22 protein-coding genes are annotated in these 20,946 nt (G+C 67.5%); 20 read left to right on the forward strand and 2 right to left on the reverse strand.

The window, feature by feature from the left end; all coding sequences use genetic code 11:
* The first annotated feature begins 53 nt into the window (after positions 1–53).
* The 17 genes from G6R19_RS11835 to G6R19_RS11915 all read left to right on the forward strand — a co-directional run bounded on the left by G6R19_RS11835 (position 54) and on the right by G6R19_RS11915 (position 16,087).
* On the forward strand, positions 54–878 hold the full coding sequence (locus G6R19_RS11835; RefSeq protein WP_163165115.1) for an IclR family transcriptional regulator: 825 nt from the start codon (positions 54–56) through the stop codon (positions 876–878).
* A 150-nt stretch (positions 879–1,028) separates the two neighbouring features.
* The gene (locus G6R19_RS11840; RefSeq protein ID WP_163165117.1) at positions 1,029–1,910 is read left to right on the forward strand and encodes a shikimate dehydrogenase; all 882 of its coding nucleotides are present in this window, start codon (positions 1,029–1,031) and stop codon (positions 1,908–1,910) included.
* Positions 1,910–3,805, forward strand: coding sequence for a sugar phosphate isomerase/epimerase and 4-hydroxyphenylpyruvate domain-containing protein (locus tag G6R19_RS11845; protein WP_163165119.1), 1,896 nt, complete (start codon positions 1,910–1,912; stop codon positions 3,803–3,805). The genes G6R19_RS11840 and G6R19_RS11845 overlap by 1 nt, the downstream gene beginning before the upstream one ends.
* Positions 3,806–3,846: 41 nt before the next feature.
* Positions 3,847–4,719 carry a protocatechuate 3,4-dioxygenase subunit beta gene (gene pcaH / locus G6R19_RS11850; protein ID WP_163165120.1) on the forward strand — a complete coding sequence of 291 codons (873 nt, stop codon included), beginning with the start codon at positions 3,847–3,849 and terminating at the stop codon, positions 4,717–4,719.
* 3 nt (positions 4,720–4,722) lie between these two features.
* A complete protein-coding gene (pcaG, locus tag G6R19_RS11855; RefSeq protein ID WP_163165122.1) occupies positions 4,723–5,295 on the forward strand; it encodes a protocatechuate 3,4-dioxygenase subunit alpha in 573 nt (190 codons plus the stop codon).
* Positions 5,292–6,773, forward strand: coding sequence for a lyase family protein (locus tag G6R19_RS11860; RefSeq protein WP_163165124.1), 1,482 nt, complete (start codon positions 5,292–5,294; stop codon positions 6,771–6,773). The genes pcaG and G6R19_RS11860 overlap by 4 nt, the downstream gene beginning before the upstream one ends.
* Positions 6,766–7,584, forward strand: coding sequence for an alpha/beta fold hydrolase (locus G6R19_RS11865; protein ID WP_163165127.1), 819 nt, complete (start codon positions 6,766–6,768; stop codon positions 7,582–7,584). The genes G6R19_RS11860 and G6R19_RS11865 overlap by 8 nt, the downstream gene beginning before the upstream one ends.
* Positions 7,581–8,084 (forward strand): 4-carboxymuconolactone decarboxylase, encoded by a 504-nt coding sequence (gene pcaC / locus G6R19_RS11870; RefSeq protein WP_163165129.1) that lies wholly within the window; start codon positions 7,581–7,583, stop codon positions 8,082–8,084. Before G6R19_RS11865 ends, pcaC begins: the two co-directional genes overlap by 4 nt.
* Before the next feature lie 101 nt (positions 8,085–8,185).
* Positions 8,186–9,415, forward strand: coding sequence for a thiolase family protein (locus tag G6R19_RS11875; RefSeq protein ID WP_163165317.1), 1,230 nt, complete (start codon positions 8,186–8,188; stop codon positions 9,413–9,415).
* A 3-nt stretch (positions 9,416–9,418) separates the two neighbouring features.
* Positions 9,419–10,102, forward strand: a complete 684-nt coding sequence (locus tag G6R19_RS11880) for a 3-oxoacid CoA-transferase subunit A (protein WP_163165131.1) — start codon at positions 9,419–9,421, stop codon at positions 10,100–10,102.
* Position 10,103: 1 nt separating this feature from the next.
* Positions 10,104–10,778, forward strand: a complete 675-nt coding sequence (locus G6R19_RS11885; protein ID WP_163165133.1) for a 3-oxoacid CoA-transferase subunit B — start codon at positions 10,104–10,106, stop codon at positions 10,776–10,778.
* A 23-nt stretch (positions 10,779–10,801) separates the two neighbouring features.
* Entirely contained in the window at positions 10,802–11,605 is an 804-nt protein-coding gene (locus G6R19_RS11890) for an IclR family transcriptional regulator C-terminal domain-containing protein (RefSeq protein WP_163165135.1), read from the forward strand.
* 128 nt (positions 11,606–11,733) lie between these two features.
* A complete protein-coding gene (locus G6R19_RS11895) occupies positions 11,734–12,060 on the forward strand; it encodes an MmcQ/YjbR family DNA-binding protein (RefSeq protein WP_163165137.1) in 327 nt (108 codons plus the stop codon).
* Positions 12,061–12,227: 167 nt separating this feature from the next.
* A complete protein-coding gene (locus G6R19_RS11900; RefSeq protein ID WP_163165139.1) occupies positions 12,228–13,397 on the forward strand; it encodes a Re/Si-specific NAD(P)(+) transhydrogenase subunit alpha in 1,170 nt (389 codons plus the stop codon).
* Entirely contained in the window at positions 13,397–13,717 is a 321-nt protein-coding gene (locus G6R19_RS11905; RefSeq protein WP_163165141.1) for an NAD(P) transhydrogenase subunit alpha, read from the forward strand. Before G6R19_RS11900 ends, G6R19_RS11905 begins: the two co-directional genes overlap by 1 nt.
* Positions 13,714–15,087 carry an NAD(P)(+) transhydrogenase (Re/Si-specific) subunit beta gene (locus G6R19_RS11910; RefSeq protein ID WP_163165143.1) on the forward strand — a complete coding sequence of 458 codons (1,374 nt, stop codon included), beginning with the start codon at positions 13,714–13,716 and terminating at the stop codon, positions 15,085–15,087. Before G6R19_RS11905 ends, G6R19_RS11910 begins: the two co-directional genes overlap by 4 nt.
* 82 nt (positions 15,088–15,169) lie before the next feature.
* Complete coding sequence (locus tag G6R19_RS11915; protein WP_163165145.1) at positions 15,170–16,087, forward strand: diacylglycerol kinase family protein; 918 nt, start codon at positions 15,170–15,172, stop codon at positions 16,085–16,087.
* On the opposite strand, the gene G6R19_RS11920 is transcribed toward G6R19_RS11915, so the two are convergent.
* Complete coding sequence (locus tag G6R19_RS11920) at positions 16,088–16,927, reverse strand: ACT domain-containing protein (RefSeq protein WP_163165147.1); 840 nt, start codon at positions 16,925–16,927, stop codon at positions 16,088–16,090.
* Positions 16,928–17,084: 157 nt separating this feature from the next.
* On the opposite strand from G6R19_RS11920, the gene G6R19_RS11925 reads away from it, so the two are divergent.
* The 3 genes from G6R19_RS11925 (at position 17,085) to G6R19_RS11935 (ending at position 20,279) form a co-directional block, all read left to right on the forward strand.
* Positions 17,085–18,152 (forward strand): FUSC family protein, encoded by a 1,068-nt coding sequence (locus tag G6R19_RS11925; RefSeq protein WP_163165149.1) that lies wholly within the window; start codon positions 17,085–17,087, stop codon positions 18,150–18,152.
* Between the two features lie 72 nt (positions 18,153–18,224).
* Positions 18,225–18,968 (forward strand): IclR family transcriptional regulator, encoded by a 744-nt coding sequence (locus tag G6R19_RS11930; protein WP_163165319.1) that lies wholly within the window; start codon positions 18,225–18,227, stop codon positions 18,966–18,968.
* Between the two features lie 120 nt (positions 18,969–19,088).
* The gene (locus tag G6R19_RS11935; protein ID WP_163165321.1) at positions 19,089–20,279 is read left to right on the forward strand and encodes a 4-hydroxybenzoate 3-monooxygenase; all 1,191 of its coding nucleotides are present in this window, start codon (positions 19,089–19,091) and stop codon (positions 20,277–20,279) included.
* Positions 20,280–20,376: 97 nt separating this feature from the next.
* Here the strand turns inward: G6R19_RS11935 and G6R19_RS11940 are convergent, their stop codons facing one another.
* Positions 20,377–20,916, reverse strand: coding sequence for a TetR family transcriptional regulator (locus G6R19_RS11940; RefSeq protein WP_163165151.1), 540 nt, complete (start codon positions 20,914–20,916; stop codon positions 20,377–20,379).
* Between the last annotated feature and the right edge of the window lie 30 nt (positions 20,917–20,946).

A 20,946-nucleotide genomic window follows, 5' to 3' on the forward strand; every position in this document is an offset into this window, starting at 1 on the left:
AAGAAAATAATCATTCGCTGGCAATAGCTCTCACATTGTGGCAACATCGAGGTATGAGTGTGAACCAAGACACAGCGCCCAATGATGTTGCCGCTGACGAAAGCTCCCTGAAGGCCGGGCGGTCCGACCGCACTGACATGGTGGGCAAGGCCCTGGGCCTCCTGGTCCTGCTTGGTGATGAGCCGCGCGGCGCCAGTGCGGCAGAGATCTCCCGGCGGGCCCAGCTGCCCTTCAGCACCACCTACCGCCTCCTGGGCTCCCTCACCAGGGACGGCTTTGTGGACTACGAGGCCGAGGGCCGCCGGTACCATCTGGGCTTGCGGATTTTCCAGCTGGGCCAACGGGTCTCCAACCACCACGGCTTCGCGGGGACGGCAATGCCGGTCCTTCGCCGCGTGACCGAGCAAACGGGGGAGGCCACTATCCTCAGCGTCCGCGACGGGCATCACCACCTCACCGTGAACAAGGTGGATGGGCCGCAGATGTTCCGCGTGACCAGCGACCCCGGGCACCTCGGCTCCCTTTCCACCACCGCCGTGGGCAAGGCGTTGGTGGCGTTCGCCGAAGACTCCGAGCGCGAAAAGCTCCTGGCGGAATTGCCGCTCGAGCCGCTCACGCCGAAGTCCATCACCGACAGGGACGCCTTCCGTGCCGAAGTTGAGCTGATCCGGCGCCGAGGGTTCGCGGTGATGGATGAAGAGAACGAGACCGGGATGCGTGCCGTGGCTGTCCCGCTCTTCAATGACCAGGGCTACGCGTTCGCCTCCCTGGCCACCGCGGTTCCCGTCTTCCGCCTGAGTCTTGAGGACCTGGAGGCACACGTTCCCCTGCTGCAGGAAGCGGCCGCAGAACTTGCGGCCAGGCTGCCGCAGCGGTAGCGGCCCTACCTGAGGCACTCAGTGCTTCAGTAGTTCGCAGGGCGAACAGTAGTGCGGAAAGAGAACAAATGATGTACCGTAATTTCCATCACCCGGCAGCACGCTCTCCGCGAGGAAGCTGCCCGGTGCCGTATCAAAGGAGCTGCACGGATGAGTAATCGAACTGAGTCCTACCTGGTGGGACTGGTCGGCGATGGCGTGATGCCGTCACTCACCCCTCCCATGCACGAACGCGAAGGTGATGTGCAGGGTCTGCGCTACCTTTACCGCCCCATCGACTTGCTGGAACTGGGCTTGCCGGGCGAATCCGTGGGGCAGCTGCTGCAGAGCGCGCGCAGCCTCGGCTTCAATGGCCTGAACATCACCCATCCCTGCAAGCAGCTGGTCCTGCAGCACCTGGATGAGGTGTCCCCGGACGCTTTGCGGCTTGGTGCCGTCAACACCGTGGTGATCCAGGATGGCCGGTTCGTCGGCCACAACACAGATTTCTCGGGTTTCGCCGCCGCCCTCGCTTCCGGTCTTCCCGGTGCCCGCTTGGACCGCGTGGTGCAGCTCGGGGCTGGCGGGGCGGGCTCCGCCGTCGCCTATGCCCTGCTGAGCGCCGGGGTCCGCCACCTGGACCTCGTGGACATGGACGCTGCCCGCGGCGCAGCCCGGGCGGAGGAGCTGGCCGGCTTCTTCCCGGACAGCACCGTCACGGCGCGTACGACGGCGGAGCTGCCGCAGCTCATGCCGCTGGCCGACGGCCTGGTGCACTGCACCCCGGTGGGCATGGCCGCCCACCCCGGCGTCCCGCTGGATCTTGGCCTGCTGGAATCTCGGCACTGGGTGGCGGATATCGTCTATCGCCCCATTGACACCGAACTCGTCCGCAGTGCCCGTGCCAAGGGCTGCGAAGTCCTTGATGGCGGCCGCATGGCGGTGGGCCAGGCAGCTGACGCCTTCCGGATCTTCACCGGCCTCGAACCAGACCCGGACCGCATGCGGTCGCACTTCCTGGAACTCGTGGCAGCCGAGGAGGTGGCTGCCTGATGCGCACCGGAATCGCCACTGTCTGCCTTTCCGGCACCCTGAAGGAAAAGATGCAGGCCTGCGCCATTGCCGGCTTCGACGGCATCGAGATCTTTGAGCAGGACCTGGTCACCTCACCCCTGGGCCCCGAGGACGTGAACACCATGGCCGCCGACCTTGGCCTGGGACTGGACCTTTACCAGCCGTTCCGGGACTTCGACGGCGTGACGCCTGACCTGCTGAAGGCGAACCTCCGCCGGGCGGAGGCTAAGTTCAAGCTGATGTCCCGGCTGGGCATGGACACCATCCTGGTCTGCTCCAACGTTGCCACCGCCACCATCGACGATGACGGTCTCCGCGCCTCGCAGCTCGCCGAGCTCGCGGAACTGGCCGGGGACCACGGCGTCAAGGTCGCTTACGAGGCCCTGGCCTGGGGCAAGTACGTCAATGACTACGAGCATGCGTACCGCCTGGTGGAGATGGTGGACCACCCCAACTTCGGCACTTGCCTGGACTCGTTCCACATCCTGTCCAGGGACTGGGACACCGCGCCCATCGAGAAGCTCAACCCGGAGAAGATCTTCTTCGTCCAGGTTGCCGACGCCCCCAAACTCTCCATGGATGTGCTCTCCTGGAGCCGCCACTACCGCGTGTTCCCCGGTGAGGGCCAGTTCGAGCTCGCCAAATTCATGGGCCATGTGGTCCGTGCCGGCTACACCGGGCCGGTGTCCCTTGAGGTCTTCAACGACGTCTTCCGCCAGTCCGACGTCGAACGCACCGCCGTGGACGCCATGCGCTCACTTATTTGGCTGGAGGAACAGAGCGCCAAGTGGCTTGCGGGCAATCCAGCGGAACCCGAAGGCGCCCGCAACGCCGCCTCCAGCCGTCGTTATCCCATGGAACTGGCCACGCTGCCCAAGGTGAGCGAACCGGCCGGGTTCAACTTTGCAGAAGTGAAAGCCGATGACACCGCCCGGCTGGAGAAACTCCTGGGCCAGCTGGGCTTCGCCTTCGAAGGCCGGCACCGCACCAAAAACGTCCAGTTGTGGACCATGGGCCAGGCCCGGGTGATCATCAATGAACAGGCGGCGTCACACTCGGAACCCTCTATCGCCGCCCTGGGGTTCGACGTCGATTCGCCGGTGATTGCCTCCGCCCGGGCCCAGCAGCTCAAGGCGCCGGTGGTGGCCCGCAAGGTCCAGGCCGACGAGGAGGTCTTCCAAGGCATCTCCGCGCCGGACTCGACGGAGATCTTCCTGTGCCAGGGCAGCCCTGACGGTACCGCCGCATGGACTGCCGAATTTGGGCAGGAGGGCGAGTCCGGCGAAGGGCTGGAACACCCGCGGCAGGCAGGAAACGCGGTCATTGACCACGTGAACCTGGCCCAGCCCTGGCAGCACTTCGACGAAGCTGTCCTCTTCTACACCAGCGCACTCGCCCTCGAGCCGCAGCCCTTCGCGGAGGTGCCCAGCCCCAGCGGGCTGGTGCGCTCGCAGGTCATGCAAACCTCCGACGGCGCCGTGCGGCTGGTCCTGAACCTGGCGCCCAACCAGCAGGCCCCGGCGCAGCAGGCGCACAAAACGTACCAGGAACACATCGCATTCGCCGTGGATGACCTCGTGTCCGCTGCCCGGTCCGCCCGGGACCGCGGCCTGGAGTTCCTGCAGATTCCGGCCAACTACTACGAGGACCTGGACGCCCGCTTCGACCTTGACCCGGGTTTCCTGGCCACCCTCCAGGAGCTGAACCTCCTGTATGACCGGGACGCCGACGGGGAATTCCTCCATTTCTACACGGCCACGGTGGGCAGTGTGTTCTTCGAGATGGTGGAACGCCGCGGCGCTTACGACGGCTACGGGGCGCCGAACGCTCCCGTGCGCCACGCCGTCCAATACGACTCGCTCCATCGCCCCTAAACCACATCCACGCCAGAAACCACCAACGAAAGGAGCCAGCCGTGCCGCAGGACATCAACGCCCAGCTTGAAGCCGACGAGCTCGTACCGGCCGCCGAACCCCACGCAGCGCACCTGCCCCTACACCGCGCCGTCGAGACCCAGGCTGACCTCAGTGCAGAGATCAATGGCCTGGCCGACGCCTACGCGCGTGCCCTCAAGGACGGCGCTCCGGCCGAGACCCAGCCGCGGCTGGACTACCCGCCGTACCGCAGCAGCATCCTGCGGCACCCCACCAAGAGCCTGCACCACGCGGACCCGGAGACCATCGAGCTCTACTCCCCGGCGTTCGGCCACCAGGACGTGCACGCCCTGGAATCGGACCTGACCATCCAGCACAACGGCGAGCCGCAGGGCGAGCGGATCATCGTGGCGGGCAAGGTGCTGGACGGCAACGGCCGCCCGGTGGCAGGCCAGCTGGTGGAGATCTGGCAGGCCAACGCCTCCGGCCGCTACATCCACAAGCGCGACCAGCACCCCGCACCGATCGACCCCAACTTCACGGGCATCGGCCGCTGCATCACCGGCCCCGACGGCTCCTACCGTTTCACCACCATCAAGCCCGGCGCCTACCCGTGGAAGAACCACCTCAACGCCTGGCGGCCGGCCCACATCCACTTTTCGCTGTTCGGCACCGAGTTCACCCAGCGGATCATCACCCAGATGTACTTCCCCGGCGACCAGCTCTTCCCGCTGGATCCGATTTACCAGACCATCGTGGACCAGGACGCCCGCGACCGGCTGGTGGCCAACTACGACCACAACCTCACCGAGCCGGAGTGGGCGCTGGGCTACAACTGGGACATCGTCCTGACCGGTCCCAAACGGACCTGGACCGAAAACGAGGCGCTGGGCGCAGAAGGTGATGGAGAGTAGAAGATGAGCACCAGACTGGTACCCACCCCCGGCCAGACCGTTGGCCCGTTCTACGGCTACGCGCTGCCCTTCGAGAAGGACAACGAACTCCTGGCCCCCGGCTCGCCCGGCTCCATCCGGCTCCAGGGCACCGTGTACGACGGCGCAGGCGAGACCGTTCCGGATGCGATCCTGGAAATCTGGCAGCCCGACGCCGAGGGCAACATCGTCCAGAAGACCGGGTCCCTGGTCCGTGACGGTTACACCTTCACCGGCTGGGGCCGCGGCTCCGTAGGCTACTCCGGCGTGTACACGTTCACCACGGTCAACCCCGGCCCCACCAAGCAGGTCCCCGGAAAACCAGCGGCGGCGCCCTTTATTTCCGTGGCGGTCTTCGCCCGCGGCCTCACCAACCGGCTCTTCACCCGCATTTACCTCCCGGAGGACGAGGAAGCGCTGGCCAACGACCCGTTGCTCAGCTCGCTGGAACCGGAGCGCCGCAAGACGCTGATTGCCCGGCGGGATCCCGACGGCGGACTCACCTTTGACATCCGCCTTCAGGGTGAGGGCGAGACAGTCTTCCTGGACTTCCAGTGACTGAAGCAGTCCCGGGCAACTTCGGAAGCGGTGCCGATGGCGACGTCGGCCTGCTCAGCCCCGTCTCGGCGTCGCCTTTGGTGGTGGCGCTGACGGGGGACCGGGCAGTGCTCGCGGCGATCCTCGCCGTCGAGTCCGGCTGGGCTGCCGTGCTGGAGAAGGCGGGCCTGGCGCCCGCCGGTTCCGCCGCCGTCGTCGCCTCTGCTGCGGAGGCCAGCCGCTACAACCCCGCCGATATCGCCCGCCGCGCACAGGGCGGCGGCAACCCCGTGATCCCGCTGCTGGCCGACCTCCGCAAGCACGTGGCGGTGCTGGACACGCAGGGCATCGGGGCCGGGAAGGCCGTCCACACCTCGCTGACCAGCCAGGACGTGCTGGATACGGCGCTGATGCTGGTTGCCCGGAACACCATCGAGGCGCTGCTGGCTGACCTGAAAGGCACGACGGCGGCGCTCGCCACCGTGGCGGAGCGCCACGCGGACACGCTGTGCGTGGGCAGGAGCCTGACCCAGCATTCCCTGCCGTTCACGTTCGGGCTCCGGGCGGCGCAGTGGTTCCACGGCATCGCTGCCGCGGGACGGCTGTTGGAAGGGCTGGCGCTTCCGGTCCAGTTCGGTGGTGCCGCCGGTACCCTGGCGGCGGGAACCGTCCTCACCTCCGGTGCGCCGGCAACACCCTTCAGCCTTGCCGACGCCCTGGCCGCCCAGCTGGGCCTCGCCCCCGCGCCCGTTCCCTGGCACACCAACCGCTTGGCCATCACGTCATTGGGGCATGCCCTGGCAGCCGTGCTGGATGCGTTCGGGAAGATCGCCGCGGATGTCCTGTTCCTGAGCCGGCCCGAGGTCGGCGAGCTGGCCGAACCGCGCGCGGCGGGCCGCGGCGTTTCCTCGGCCATGCCGCAGAAGCAGAATCCGGTGCTGTCCGTGCTGGTACGCAGCGCCGCGCTCCAGGCACCCCAGCTGGTGGCCCAACTGCACCTGGCCGCCGCGAACTTCAACGACGAGCGCCCGGACGGTGCCTGGCACAGCGAGTGGCCCGCACTCCGGCAGCTGTTGGCCCTGGCACTTGGCGCCGCAGGGCACGCTAGGGAGCTCGCCGGGGGGCTGCAGGTTTTCCCGGACGCCATGCGCCGCAACCTGGACCTCGCCGGTCCACTGCTCCTGGCCGAAGGCGTGGCCGCCGCTGTGGCACCCCTGCTGGAGGACAAGGACGGCCGCAACGGCAAGCAGCAACTGCAGGCCATAGTGGACCAGACCCTGCAGGCACCACCCGCGGACCAGGCCGCCACGTACCGCAAGCTGCTCCGTGAAGCCGTCCCGCCCGGGGCGCTTCCCGATCTCCGGCTCGAGGAACTCCTCAACCCGGCCAGCTACCTGGGCGAGGCCGCTGAAATCGTCCGGCGCATCCTGGCCGCCTACCCGGAATTTTCCCCTCCAGCATCTGCAGAAACCGACGCGAACGGAGCCCACCGTGGCTAAACCTGCCTTGAAAGCCGCCCTGCTGTCGCCCCAGCGGGTCCTGGGCGAGCACCCCCTGCTGGTGGTGGGCCCGTCCCTGGGCACCTCCACCATCCTGTGGAACAGGACTGCCTCCTTGCTGGGCAACGACTTCGACGTCGTGGCCTGGGACCTGCCCGGCCACGGGGTCTCACCGGCGGCCACCGAGGCGTTCGACGTCGCGGCGTTGGCTGATGCCGTGGTGGACCTGATCGACTCCATCGCCCCCGGCGAGTCCTTCCACTACGCCGGCGTCTCCCTCGGCGGAGCCACCGGCCTGCAGCTGGGCATCAAACACGGCGAACGGCTCAAGAGCCTGTCCGTGCAGTGCAGCGGCGCCAAACTGGGCACGCCGGAAGGATGGCTGGAGCGTGCCGAAACCGTCCGCAGCCAAGGCACCCCGGTGATGATCCAGGGCTCGGCCCAGCGCTGGTTCGCCCCCGGCTTTATGGACCGCGAGCCCGAGCTGAGCAGCAGGCTCCTCCACGCCCTGCGCGATGCCGACCGCTTCAGCTACGCGTTCTGCTGCGAAGCGCTGGCGGCCTTCGACGTGCGCGGGGAACTCGGCTCCATCCGCGTCCCCACCCAGGTCATCGCAGGGGCCCTGGACGGTGTGGCCCCGCCGTCGTTCGCCGAGGAAGTGGCAGCGGGCATCACCGCCGGCGGCGGCACCGCCACCGCCGTCACGCTCGAGGGCGTGGCCCACCTTGCTCCCGCCGAGGCGCCGGCGCACGTCGCCGAGCTGATGCGCGGCCTGCTCTCCTGGGCTGAGTCACGGGGAGCAAACGCATGACCGGCCTTCAGCCCGGCGGTGAGCGGCACGGCGTGGTCCAGCCCGATGCCACCAGCCAGGAGATTTACGACGGCGGCATGAAGGTCCGCCGCGAAGTCCTGGGCGACGCGCACGTGGACCGGGCCAACGCCAACAAGGACGGCTTCACGGAAGACTTCCAGGACATGATCACGCGGATCGCGTGGGGTGGAATCTGGACGCGCCCGGGCCTGACCCGGCAGATGCGCTCCGCCGTCACCATTACCGCGATGGTGGCGCACGGGCACTGGGAAGAGCTGGCCATGCACATCCGCGCGGCCCTCACGAACGGCCTCAGCAGGGACGAGATCAGGGAAATCCTGCTGCAGGCCGCCATTTACTGCGGAGTCCCCTCCGCCAACACCGCCTTCAAAACAGCGCAGCAGGTGTTCCATGACATGGACAGCACCGCCCCTGACAGCACCGCCCCTGACAGCGCTGCCCCTGACAGCGCTGCCCCGGACACGACCCCCACCGACTAGCCCCGTCCCACCCAACTAGGTAGCGCGAAGTGTCGTTTTGAGCCCCCAAAACGACACTTAGCGCTACTTAGTTGGGATCACCAGACAGAATTCGAGGAATGATGAATCAGGCTTTTGTGTACGACGCCGTGCGCACCCCGTTCGGGAAGTTCGGCTCCGGCCTTGCCGCCGTGCGCCCGGATGACCTGGCCTCGCATGTGATCAGAGAATCCGTGAAGCGCGCGCCCGGGCTGGATCCGGAGCGGATCGATGAGGTGGTGTTCGGCAACGCCAACGGCGCCGGCGAGGAAAACCGGAACATTGCCCGGATGGGCACGCTGCTGGCCGGGCTTCCGGTGTCGATTCCCGGCACCACGGTCAACCGGCTGTGCGGCTCGTCGTTGGATGCGGCGATCATCGCCTCACGCCAGATCAACGCCGGTGACGCGGACCTGGTGCTGGTGGGCGGGGCCGAGTCGATGTCCCGGGCGCCGTGGGTGCTGCCGAAGACGGAGAAGCCCTACCCTGCCGGTGACATGACCCTGGCGTCGACCACCCTGGGCTGGCGGCTGGTGAACAAGGCTATGCCGAAGGAATGGACCATCTCGCTGGGTGAGGCCACCGAGCGTCTGCGTGAGAAGTACGGTGTCACCCGGGAGCAGCAGGACCAGTTCGCCGCGGACTCGCACAACCTCTCCGCCGCCGCGTGGGATGAGGGCTTCTACGACAATCTGGTGGCCCCGGTGCCGGGGACGGACCTGGTGCGGGACGAGGGGATCCGCCCCGGTTCCACGGCTGAGAAGCTGGCTGCCCTGAAGACGGTGTTCCGCAAGGAACCCGAGGGCGCCGAAGTGGGCGGCACGGTCACGGCCGGGAATGCGTCCCCGTTGTCCGACGGCGCCTCCGCGGCCTGGATCGGCAGCGAAAGTGCCGCCGGGCTGCTGGGGCTGGAGCCGCTGGCCCGGATCGCAGGGCGTGGCGCGTACGGCAACGATCCGCAGTACTTCGGGTTCGCCCCGGTGGAGGCGGCGAACAAGGCCCTGGCGAAGGCTGGCATTGGCTGGGACCAGGTGGGCGCCGTCGAACTTAACGAAGCCTTTGCCGCGCAGTCCCTGGCATGCATCAACGCCTGGGGCATCGACCCCGCCATCGTGAACCGGCACGGCGGGGCCATCGCGATGGGCCACCCGCTCGGTGCCTCCGGAACCCGCATTCTGGGCACCCTCGCCCGGTCGCTGCAGGCCTCCGGGGAGCGCTGGGGCGTCGCGGCGATCTGCATCGGCGTCGGGCAGGGACTGGCCGTGGTCCTTGAGAACATGACCGCCACCGGCACCAACACAGGAAAGGCCTAAGCCATGTTGAACTTCGTAGATTCGGTCCAGGAGGCCGTGGCTAGGATCAAGGACGGTTCCACCGTGATGATCGGCGGGTTCGGCAACGCCGGGCAGCCCTTCGAACTGATTGACGCCCTGATGGACTGCGGCGCCACGGACCTGACGGTGGTGAACAACAATGCCGGCCAGGGTGACCAGGGCCTGGCCCTGCTGATCAAGGAAGGCCGGGTGCGGAAAATGATCTGCTCCTTCCCGCGGCAGTCCGACTCCTGGCACTTCGACGCCAAGTACAAGGCCGGCGAGATCGAACTCGAACTCGTGCCGCAGGGCAACCTGGCCGAGCGGATCCGGGCAGCCGGGGCCGGGATCGGCGGGTTCTTCACCCCCACCGGGTACGGCACCATGCTGGCCGAGGGCAAGGAAACCCGGATCATCGACGGCCGCGGCCAGGTGTTCGAAACCCCCATCCACGCCGACGTCGCACTGATCAAGGCACTCAAAGCGGACGGCAAGGGCAACCTCGTCTACCGCAAGACCGCCCGCAACTTCGGGCCCATCATGGCGGCCGCCGCGAAGCACACCATCGTCCAGGTCTCCGAGGTCGTCCCCACCGGTGCCCTGGACCCGGAGAACATCGTCACCCCCGGAATTTACGTCAACACCATTGTCCGCGTAGCCGGCAGCACCGCAGAGAAGGTGGCCTGAAATGAGCACCGCAACGTCCATCCAAACCTCCGCCACACCCCTGGGCCGGGACGATCTCGCCCGCCTGGTGGCCCGCGACATCGCCCCCGGATCCTTTGTGAACCTTGGCATCGGCCAACCCACCCTGGTCTCCAACTACCTCACCGAAGAGCAGAACATCACGCTCCACACCGAGAACGGAATGCTCGGGATGGGCCCCGAAGCCAAGGGCGACGAGATCGACGGCGACCTCATCAACGCCGGCAAGATCCCCGTCACCGAGCTCCCCGGGGCGGCGTACTTCCACCACGCCGACTCCTTTGCCATCATGCGCGGCGGGCACTTGGACATCTGCGTGCTGGGAGCCTTCCAGGTTTCCGCCACCGGTGACCTCGCGAACTGGCACACCGGGGCACCAGGTGCCATTCCCGCCGTCGGCGGTGCCATGGACCTCGCCACCGGCGCCAAGGACGTCTTCGTGATGATGACCCTGCTCACCCGCGAAGGTGCCTCCAAGATCGTGGAAGCCTGCACCTACCCGCTCACCGGCGTCGGCTGCGTCACCCGCGTGTACACGGACAAGGCCGTTTTCCTGACCGGACCCGACGGCGTTACTGTCCGCGAAACCTTCGGCTGCACTTTGGAGGAGCTGCAGGAGCTGGTGCCCGTCCCGTTGAAGGCCGCCACGGCTTCCTGAGGTGGCCCCTAGGATTGGTAACCATGACCGACGCAGCAGTAGCGGGTGCCCCGCAGGCCAGTGACCAGTACGTCCAGTCGCTGGCCCGCGGGCTCGCCGTCATTCGCGCGTTCGATACCGACCATCCCGTCATGACCCTGACCGAGGTGGCAGCCCGGACCGGCCTGACCCGCGCTACGGCGCGGCGCTTCCTGCACACCCTGGTGGAACTGGGCTATGTGCGGACCGACGGCAAGACGTTCGCGCTCACGGCCAAGGTCCTTCAGCTGGGGTACGCGTACCTGTCCGGCTTGTCATTGCCGCAGCTGGCGCAGCCGCACCTCGAGGAGCTCTCCCTGAAGCTGGGGGAGTCCACGTCCGCCGCGGTACTGGATGGCACGGACATCGCCTACATCGCGCGGGTCACCACCCGCCGGATCATGAACGTCGGAATCACAGTGGGCACGCGTTTCCCGGCCTATGCCACCTCCATGGGCAGGGTGCTCCTCGCCGGGCTGCCGCCCGCAGACCTGAAGGCGTACCTGGCGGCCGCGGACATCAAACCGTTGACCCCGCGTGCCCTGGGCACCACCAAGGAGCTGCTGGCCGTCCTTGAGACTGTCCGCGCCCAGGGCTGGTGCCTCCTGGACCAGGAACTGGAGTTGGGCCTGATGTCGGTAGCTGCACCGGTTTACGACGGAACCAAGGTGGTGGCTGCGGTGAATGTGTCACTCCAGGCGCAGTCCGTGGCGGCGCAGCCGGACCCGGACGCCTACCTGGCGTCAGTGGCGCAGGAAATCGTAGCGACGGCGAAACTCGTCTCCGCAGACCTCAGCGCCCGCGGCTAAGCGCCTTTGATGGAGTTTTTGTCCACATATGCAGGCTTCAGAGGCGCTGAAGTCGGCATATCTGGACAAAAACTCTTTGGTCACGGCGGGTCTTGTCCGACGGCCGCCGCGCAGGCAGACTGTGGCACATGGCCACCGAGGATGACGTCCGAAAAGCTGCCCTGGCACTGCCCGGCGTCACCGAGCGGCCGAGTTGGGGGCAGCCGGCGTGGTTCGCCAAGACCCTTATGGCCCGGATCTGGGAGCCCGGCGTCCTCACGGTCAAAACGGAGGAGCGCGAGGCCCTGGCGGGAACCGAACCGGAAACCTACTTCTGGACACCCCATCACGAGCGCTCTCCCCAGCTGGTGCTGGTACGGCTGGACCGGATCGACGACAAGCTGCTGGAAGAACTGCTGCAGGACTCCTACCGGCTCGCGGGAGGGGAGCCCAAGCAGCAGCCGGGGAACCATTAAGGTAACTGTTTGCCACCCAAGCCAGCCGCCCTACTCCCGCCGCAGCGGTGCGGGCCATAGACTCTAGCCAACTACGTGCAGCAACGCCGCTCCGCGAAGCTCTCTGATCCAGACGGACACGGCCCGGCAGGGCGGCGTTGCCGCACCCGTGCAGCGAGGGGAGTCGGGTGAAACTGGGCATACCGCGGGAACGCCGCGAGGGTGAACGGCGGGTGGCCGCCACACCGGAGACGGTGAAGCAACTGGCGGCCCTGGGCGTGGAAATACTTCTTGAGGCGGATGCCGGTGCAGCCGCCGGCCACCCGGACGCGGACTACCGCCAGGCCGGAGCCCACATCGTCCCGCTGCTCGATGAAGCCCAGCTGGATGTCCTCACCCACGTCCGGCCACTTGATCCGCACACGGCGGGGTCCCTGAAAAGGGGAGCCGTGACCGTGGGACTGGCATCGCCGTCGTCGGAATTGCCCACCGTCCAGGCACTCGCGGACGCCGGCGTCACATCCTTCGCCCTCGAGCTCGTGCCCCGCATCTCCCGGGCCCAGTCCATGGACGCCCTCAGCTCCCAGGCCCTGGTGGCCGGCTACCGCTGCGTCCTGGAAGCCGCCATCCGGCTGCCCCGGTTTTTCCCGCTGTACATGACCGCCGCCGGCACCGTCCCGCCCGCCCGCGTCCTGGTGCTCGGAGCGGGGGTGGCCGGGCTGCAGGCCATCGGCACTGCGAAACGGCTGGGTGCCCGGGTCTTCGCCAACGACATCCGGCCCGCCTCCGCGGACGAGGTGGCGTCCATGGGCGGCACCTTCATCCGGCTGGACCTTGAAACCGCCGAGGCAGCCGGAGGCTACGCCCGCCAGCTCAGTTCCGACGCCGGGACCCGGCAGCGGCAGCTGCTCGCCCCGCACGTTGCCCAGGCCGACGTCCTGATCACGACGGCGGCCGTCCCCGGCAGGCGCGCCCCCCTCCTGGTCACCACTGAGATGGTGCAGGGCATGCGGGCCGGGTCCGTCGTCATCGACCTCGCCGCTGAGTCCGGCGGCAACGTGGAAGCGGTGGTGCCAGGGCAGGACATTCCCGTTCCCACGGCCAACGGCTCTGGCTACGTCACCCTGGTGGGCCTGAAGGACGCCCCCTCCGCGATGGCGTCCGACGCCTCCCGCTTGTACGCCAAAAACGTCGCCAACCTGTTGGCCCTGATGATCCGGGACGGTGCCTTGGCGCCCGACTTCGACGACGAGGTGCTTGCAGGATCCTGCCTGACACACGACGGTTCGGTCCGGCACCAGCCCACCGCGGAACTGCTGGCGGCCAGGGCCGGCAGCTGGCGGGAAGGAGTTCTCTGATGGACGGGATGAGCCTGCTGACCATCACGGTCCTGGCGGTGTTTGTCGGCTTTGAGGTGGTTTCCAAGGTTTCCAGCACCCTGCACACGCCGCTGATGTCCGGCGCGAACGCCATCCACGGGATCATCCTGGTCGGTGCCATTATTGTTGCCGGCCAGGCGGCCGACCCGTGGCTGCTCGCAGTGGCCCTCCTCGCCGTCGTCCTGGCCACCGCGAACCTCGTGGGAGGTTTTGTGGTGACCGACCGGATGCTGCACATGTTCCATGCGCGCAAACAAGTGGCGCCTAAAGAGGGCGCCGGGAAGGTGGAAGGCAGGTGAGCCTCCTCGACCCCGTGTGGACATCGCTCCTGTACCTTGCCGCCGCCGTCTTTTTCATCCTGGCGCTGCGCGGCCTCAGCTCACCCCGCACCGCCCGCCGGGGAAACCTCATCGGCGCACTCGGTGCCCTGATCGCCGTCGTCACCGTCTTCCTGTCCTCGCGGCTCGAGAACATCCCGTGGATCCTGGCCGCGATAGTGGCCGGATCAGCGGTGGCTGCGCCTGTGGCCCGACGGGTCAAAATGACGCAGATGCCGCAGCTGGTGGCACTCTTCAACGGCGTGGGCGGCGGTGCTGCGGCGCTGGTGGCGCTCCTGGAACTCAGCCATACGGACGATCCCTGGGTCCGCCTCGCAATTGTCTTCACCCTGCTGGTAGGTGCCGTTTCCTTTGCCGGGTCCGGGGTCACCTTCGCGAAGCTGCAGGAACTGATGACCACACGGCCCGTGGTGTTCAAGGGGCTTCCGGCCGTGATGGGAGTGGTGCTGCTCGCGGCGGTGGCGGCCGGCGCCGCCGTCATCCTCACCGGTTCTGCCGCGCTCGCGGTGCTGCTCCTGGTCCTGGGGCTTGCCGCCGGGGTCCTCCTGGTGCTGCCCGTGGGCGGCGCGGACGTCCCCATCGTGATCTCGCTGCTGAACGCCTTCACCGGTCTGGCCGTGGCGGCGTCGGGTGTGGTGCTGGGCAATGTGCTGCTGGTGGTGGCGGGCACGCTGGTGGGCGCCTCGGGCACCATCCTGACCCGCGCCATGGCAGCGGCGATGGGCCGCAGCGTTGCCGGCATCCTGTTCGGCGCCTTCCGGGGAGGTTCGACGGCGGGATCCACGGCCGTGAGCGAGCGTCCGGTGCGCTCTTCCAGCGCTGAGGACGTGGCGGTGCTCCTGGGCTACGCGCAGCGCGTGATCATCGTTCCCGGCTACGGCCTGGCCGTGGCGCAGGGCCAGCACACGGCGGCAGAGTTGGCCCAGGCGCTGGAGGCCCGGGGCATCGAGGTGGATTTTGCCATCCATCCCGTGGCCGGCCGGATGCCCGGGCACATGAATGTACTGCTGGCCGAAGCCAACGTGCCCTACGAATCGCTCAAGGAGATGGGCGAGATCAACCCGCAGTTCAAGACCGCGGATGTTGCGCTGGTGGTAGGTGCCAATGATGTGGTCAACCCCGCGGCCAAGACATCCTCGGGGTCGCCCATTTACGGCATGCCCATCCTGGAAGTTGCCGATGCCCGGCAGGTGGTGTTCCTGAAACGGTCCATGCGGCCGGGATTCGCCGGGATCGAGAACGACCTGCTGTACGAACCCCAGACCTCCCTGCTCTTCGGGGACGCCAAGGACTCCCTCGCCCAGGTTCTTGGAGCAGTAAAAACGCTGTAGCCGCCAGGCTGATGACCTGCTCTTGGCAGGCAGGCTAGTCTTCTGTGAGAAGTAGCCTTTCCATTCGCCACCGAAGGACGCCATGACTGCCAACTCCACTGCCCCTCAACGCGCAGCCATCATCATCAATCCGGCCAAGACGGTGGACATCGATGTGCGCGAACTGGCAGCCAAGCACAGCGCCGAAAACGGTTGGGGCGAAACGCTCTGGTTCGAAACCACCAAGGAGGACCCCGGCGTCGGCCAGGCGAAGGAAGCCCTCGCGCAGGGGGCCGACATCGTCATCGCCGGCGGCGGCGACGGGACGGTCCGCTGCGTGGCCGAAGTACTCTCCGGGGGAGATATCCCCATGGGCCTGCTTCCCTTGGGCACCGGCAACCTGCTGGCCCGTAACCTCGGCATGGATATCACGGATTACGACGGCGCCATGGCCGGCGCGTTCGCCGGCACCGAGCGGAAGATCGACGTCGTCCGTGCCCGCCGGAGCGACCCCGAGAAGGAGCAGCTCTTCCTGGTGATGGCCGGCGTGGGGTACGACGCCACCATCATGGCCGACACCGACGAGGAGCTGAAGCACAAGGTGGGCTGGCTGGCTTACGTGGATGCAGGCATCCGCAACTTGCCGGGCAAACCCGTTAAGGCGACCATCGTGATCGACGGCCAGCAGGCCGTGCGCCGCGGGGTCCGCAGCGTCATGGTGGGCAACTGCGGCAAGGTGCAGGGCGGCCTGGAAATTTTTCCGGAAGCCAAGATGGATGACGGGTTGCTCGACGTGGCGGTGCTTGCTCCCCACCATGGCCGGCTGGGCTGGCTCTCGGTGGTGGCCGGAATGATCGGCAAGGGCCGGGGCAAGGACACCGCCGTGGAGTACTTCCAGGGCAAAACCGTGGAAATTACCCTGGAGCACAATGACGACTACCAGCTGGACGGCGACCACGAGGGCCAGGGCAGGCACGTCCTGATGTCCCTGGACCCGGGCGCACTGACCATCCGGATGTAACTAGCGGGGTGTGCCGGCCGCCCGCTGATGCGACAGGATTTCGGCCAGCTCTGCGAGCCGGTGGGCCCGCGCTGATTCCGCCGGCGTGAACGGTTCCCCGGGCCGGGTGAAGATGACGGGGCCGTGCCAGGCGGTGGGGATCTTGAGCCGGGTGCCGGCGTCGTCCCTTTCCAGGGCGGCCGCCGCCGGCGTGAGGATCCGCGCCCCGAGCAGCTCCGCCACCGCCAACGGAAGTTCGTCCGGTGCGTCCGCGATCCGGGCCGCAAGGCTTAGGGCCCTGGTCTGTCCGTCCGCCATGGCCAACGCGGTGGTGGGCCAGACGTGCGAGCGGGTGCCGCCGCCGTCGTGCAGCGCGTCCAGGAGACCGCGCTCGCCGAGGTGCCCCGGGGCTGAGAGGACAAACTCGTCCAGCACCCCGTCCGCCGCCGGATGCACGTGGATGCTCAGGATGTTGATTCCGCTGCGGGCCAGCGCCTGGGTGACCTTCTGCAGGGAACCCGGTTCATCCCGCAGGACGGTGCGGGCGCGCCACAGCGCAGGTGCCGCCCCCAGTTTCCGTCGGTGGCGCAGGGCCGGCGCGTGCAGCCAGCCGCGGAGGATCCGGGCAGCCGACGGCTCGGCCACCCAGATCACCAGGACCGTGGCGGTCAGGGTGAGCACCAGGACCTTGGCCACATAGGGCAGGTGGGTTTCGACCACCAGGGCGTGCACCAGGAGTTCAATGGGCAGCATCACGGCCACGTTGGCCAGGGTCAGCCGCGCTTTGGGAGGTTCGGGCATCATGCCGCAGACCTCGCAGCTCAATTCAGCCGCGGGTGTGTTCGGTATGGGAGGCTTCATGCCTCAAGCATCAGGGGGAGCTGTTTCAGTGGTGTTGCCCGGCGGTTCCATTCATGGGAACGCGCCGGCCGGCTTTGGCGGGCCGCGACGTAGGATTTAGCAGGAACGTCAGCGCGGCCGCCCGTCAGAAGTCCACCCGCAGGAAGGCGTTCCTTTCGTGAAGATGCTCGCTGAAATGTTCAGCATTGGTCCCGGCAACAAGGACCACCACCCCGCAGTGAGGTGCGCCGTGGGCGTCTTCGTTCCGCTCTTCACGCTGGTGCTGCTGGGCCGGCTGGACCTGGCAATCTTCGCGTCCTTCGGCGCCTTTACCGGAATTTACGGCCGCGGCGAACCCCACGGAACCCGGTTCGCGCTCCAACTGCGGGCCGGACTGCTGATGCTCGCAGTCATCCTCCTGGCTACCCTGGCGGCGAGGGCAGCGGGGGCCTTTGAACTGGACGGCAGCGGCACGGCCTGGCTCCTGGTTCCCGCCACCACCCTGGTGGCAGGCGCCTGCTCATTGATCATTTCCTGGTGGCGGATGCGTCCCGCAGGCTCGCTGTTCCACATCTTCGCGTTCGCGGCGATCGCTTCCATCCCGAACCAGCCTCCGCTGTGGCAGGCCATGCTGGTGGCAGTCCTCACCACGGTGTTCTGCCTGCTGGTGGGCTTCTCCTCCAGGATCCTCCCCAGCCACCGGACCCCCTGGATCCGGCCAAGGCCCGTCCGCCGCACGCCCAACGAAAAGCGGGCCGCCTGGCTGGAGGGCCTGGGCTACCTCATCGCCGCCGGGCTTGCCGGGACCTTGGCCACTTGGGCCGGCGAGCTGCTGGGCTTCGGGCACAACTACTGGGCCATGGTGGCGGCCGTTGTCCCGCTGGTGGGACACACCACCCGCCACCGCATCCGCCGTGGCGTCCAGCGCATCATCGGCACCGTCCTGGGCCTGGTGATCCTGGCCGGGATTGTGCTGCTGGACCTGGAACCCTGGCAGACGGTGCTGGTCATGGCGCTGTGCCAGTTCGGTGCGGAAATGTTCATCATTCGCCAATACCTGCTGGCCCAGCTTTTCGTCACACCCCTCGCCCTGATTTCCACCCTCCTGGTGGTTCCGTCCCCTCCTGCCATCCTGCTCCGGGACCGCATCATCGAAACGGTGATTGGGGCCGCCGTCGGCATTGCCGTGGTGCTGGCCCCGGAGGTTTGGCGCCGCGTCCGTGAACGGACGACGGCGGAAGTTTAGCGGGTGCGCCGGCCCAGGCGGGTGCCACGGCGGTAAGCTGGGAAGGTCCCATTGAACGGAAGCGGGGGTGTGGTGGCCAATTCCGCGTCAGGTGATTCGGTAGTGGACAGGATCGTCCGCCTGATCGCCGCCTTCCCCCAGGATGTCCACGCCCTTCAGCTCTCGGAACTTGCAGAGCGGGCAGGCCTTCCGCTGACCACCACCCACCGGCTGGTCCGCCAGCTCGCCGGCCACGGCCTCCTCGAAGCTGGACCCGGCGGCTCGGTGCGGCCCGGACTTCGGCTGTGGGAGCTGGTCAACAGGACCTCTCCCACGCTGGCGCTCCGGCAGGCGGCGATGCCTTTTATGGAGGACATCCAGCAGGTCCTCAATCAGAACGTGAACCTCGCGGTGCTGGACGGCTGGGAGGCGCTCTTCGTGGAGCGGCTGTCCCGGCGGGGCTCGGTGGCCAACCGGGCCCAGGTGGCAGGCAGGATGCCGGTCCACATTTCTTCTGCCGGGCTGGCGTTGGTGGCCCACCAGGACAAGGCCCTCCAACAGCAGTACCTGGACCAGTTCGCCGACCCTGACGGGAAGGTCGGCCCGGACGATGTCCGCGGGCTGCTGGCCGAAACGGCGCACCAGGGATTCGCCCAGCTGAAGGGCGTGGTGGACCCGGACACTTGGGGGATCGCTGTCCCCGTGCTTAACCGCCGGCAGCGCGCCGTGGCGTCGCTCGGCGTCGTGGTGCCCCTCCGCGAGATGCGCCTGCAGGCGCTGGTGCCGGCGCTGCAAACCGCCGCCCGCGGCATCGCCCGCCGCCTGGCCGATTCCTGATACCTCTACCATTCAACGGAATCGATGTGCCGGCAGTCACTCCCCGTGGCGCACACTGGGTGCCAGACCAGGAAACCCGGCACCGCCTCCGCGGAGCCCGCAATGAAGCGAGACAGCGCCATGGCAGCACGAAAAATCATCACTACCCAGGTGGCCATTATGGGAGCCGGACCCGCCGGGCTGATGCTCTCCCACCTGCTGGCGAACGCCGGTATCGAGTCCACGGTGATCGAGGTCCGCAGCCATAAGGAGATCTCCGAGACGGTCCGCGCCGGCATCCTGGAGCACGGCACCGTCAACATGCTGGTGGACAGCGGGGTCTCGGACCGGGTGCTGCGTGACGGCGACCGGCACGACGGCATCGAACTGCGCTTCAACGGCGAGAGCCACCGCGTCGACTTTAAGGAATTGGTGGGGGAGTCCGTGTGGCTGTACCCGCAGACGGACGTGTTCCTGGACCTCGCCGCCCGCCGGAAGGCCGACGGCGGCGACGTCCGCTACAGCGTCACGGACACTTCCGTCCACGACCTTGAGGGCAAGCCGAAGGTCCGGTTCACCGACGCCGACGGTGTGGAGTACGAGATCCAGGCGGACTTCGTGGTGGGTGCTGACGGCTCCCGCAGCCACTGCCGGTTCCAGATCCCGGAAGCGCACCGCAAGTGGTACTTCCACGAATACCCCTTCGCCTGGTTCGGCATCCTGGCCGAAGCCCCCCGCAGTTCCGACGAGCTGATCTACGCCAACTCTGCCAACGGGTTCGCCCTGATCAGCCAGCGCACCGAGACGGTCCAGCGGATGTACTTCCAGTGCGACCCCAAGGAAAACGTTGCCAAGTGGGACGACGACAGGATCTGGGCCGAGTTCCGCAGCCGGGTCAACGGCAACGGCTTCGAGCTCAACGAGGGGCCGGTCATCGAAAAGATGGTCCTGCCGTTCCGCAGCTTCGTCCACACCCCCATGCGCCACGGCAACCTGTTCCTGGCCGGGGACGCCGCCCACACCGTGCCGCCCACCGGCGCCAAGGGCCTGAACCTGGCGATCCATGACGTGAAAGTCCTCTTCGAAGGACTCGACAGCCATTACAACTCCGGCTCCGGCCGCTTGCTGGAGTCCTACAGCGACCGCGCCCTCGAGCGGGTGTGGAAGGCCCAGCAGTTCTCCTACTGGATGACCACCATGCTGCACACCCCTGCCGATGCCGATGACTTCTCCCGCGCCCGCCAGCTCGGCGAACTGCATTCGGTCGTCTCCTCCCGCCACGGCATGGCCTACCTTGCCGAGGCATACACCGGCTGGCCCGGCCAGGCCTGACAAGCAGAGTTTTTGTCCAGATATGCCGACCAAAAGTGCTATTTGCCCTGCATATCTGGACAAAAACTCCGGGGGATACGAGGTGGCGAAGGACGACTTAGGGTGCCAGCAGCCGCCGGACTGCCGCGGCAATGGCTGCTGCGTCAGGCTGCTCGTCCCGCCTGACCGTGAGCAGGTGGAGCAGGACGCCGTCGCCGTAGTCCGCCACGTCCCGGGCGCGGGCGGGCGCATCAGCCATGCCCAACCCGGCGAGGGCCTGTTCGAGGCCGCCCACCAGCCGAAAGTGGCCGGCTGTTACTGACTCGGGCTGGTCCAGCGAGAGGGCCAACCGGGCGCGGGTGAGGCCGGCATGCTCTCCGGCCAGGGCCAGCACCAGGGCGGCAAGTTGGGCTGCCAGCTCCTCAACGGTCTGCGGCGGGCCGGCCGGTCCCTGGTCCTGGAGGAGCGTGGCGTCCAGCTCCAGCAGACGGTCCAGCACCGCTTCGACCAGGGCCGCGCGGTTCCGGTAGTAGTTGGAAGTGGTGCCTTGCGGCAGTTTGGCCGCTGCATCAACCGCCCGGTGGGTGAGGCCCTTCATCCCCTTATCCGCCACGACCTTCAGGGCGGCATCCATCAATTCTCTGCGGCGGTGAGGCATGGGCCCAGTGTATGGCCCTTCCCATCTACT

This window comes from Arthrobacter sp. Alg241-R88 (assembly GCF_900537115.1).
In the GTDB taxonomy this organism is placed as follows: domain Bacteria; phylum Actinomycetota; class Actinomycetes; order Actinomycetales; family Micrococcaceae; genus Arthrobacter.

Coding starts and splice junctions, on each gene's coding strand:
- G6R19_RS11835 (WP_163165115.1), top strand. CDS start 54: ATGAGTGTGAACCAAGACACAGCGCCCAATGATGTTGCCGCTGACGAA.
- G6R19_RS11840 (WP_163165117.1), top strand. CDS start 1,029: ATGAGTAATCGAACTGAGTCCTACCTGGTGGGACTGGTCGGCGATGGC.
- G6R19_RS11845 (WP_163165119.1), top strand. CDS start 1,910: ATGCGCACCGGAATCGCCACTGTCTGCCTTTCCGGCACCCTGAAGGAA.
- pcaG (WP_163165122.1), top strand. CDS start 4,723: ATGAGCACCAGACTGGTACCCACCCCCGGCCAGACCGTTGGCCCGTTC.
- pcaC (WP_163165129.1), top strand. CDS start 7,581: ATGACCGGCCTTCAGCCCGGCGGTGAGCGGCACGGCGTGGTCCAGCCC.
- G6R19_RS11875 (WP_163165317.1), top strand. CDS start 8,186: ATGAATCAGGCTTTTGTGTACGACGCCGTGCGCACCCCGTTCGGGAAG.
- G6R19_RS11880 (WP_163165131.1), top strand. CDS start 9,419: ATGTTGAACTTCGTAGATTCGGTCCAGGAGGCCGTGGCTAGGATCAAG.
- G6R19_RS11885 (WP_163165133.1), top strand. CDS start 10,104: ATGAGCACCGCAACGTCCATCCAAACCTCCGCCACACCCCTGGGCCGG.
- G6R19_RS11890 (WP_163165135.1), top strand. CDS start 10,802: ATGACCGACGCAGCAGTAGCGGGTGCCCCGCAGGCCAGTGACCAGTAC.
- G6R19_RS11895 (WP_163165137.1), top strand. CDS start 11,734: ATGGCCACCGAGGATGACGTCCGAAAAGCTGCCCTGGCACTGCCCGGC.
- G6R19_RS11905 (WP_163165141.1), top strand. CDS start 13,397: ATGGACGGGATGAGCCTGCTGACCATCACGGTCCTGGCGGTGTTTGTC.
- G6R19_RS11915 (WP_163165145.1), top strand. CDS start 15,170: ATGACTGCCAACTCCACTGCCCCTCAACGCGCAGCCATCATCATCAAT.
- G6R19_RS11920 (WP_163165147.1), bottom strand. CDS start 16,927: ATGAAGCCTCCCATACCGAACACACCCGCGGCTGAATTGAGCTGCGAG.
- G6R19_RS11935 (WP_163165321.1), top strand. CDS start 19,089: ATGGCAGCACGAAAAATCATCACTACCCAGGTGGCCATTATGGGAGCC.
- G6R19_RS11940 (WP_163165151.1), bottom strand. CDS start 20,916: ATGCCTCACCGCCGCAGAGAATTGATGGATGCCGCCCTGAAGGTCGTG.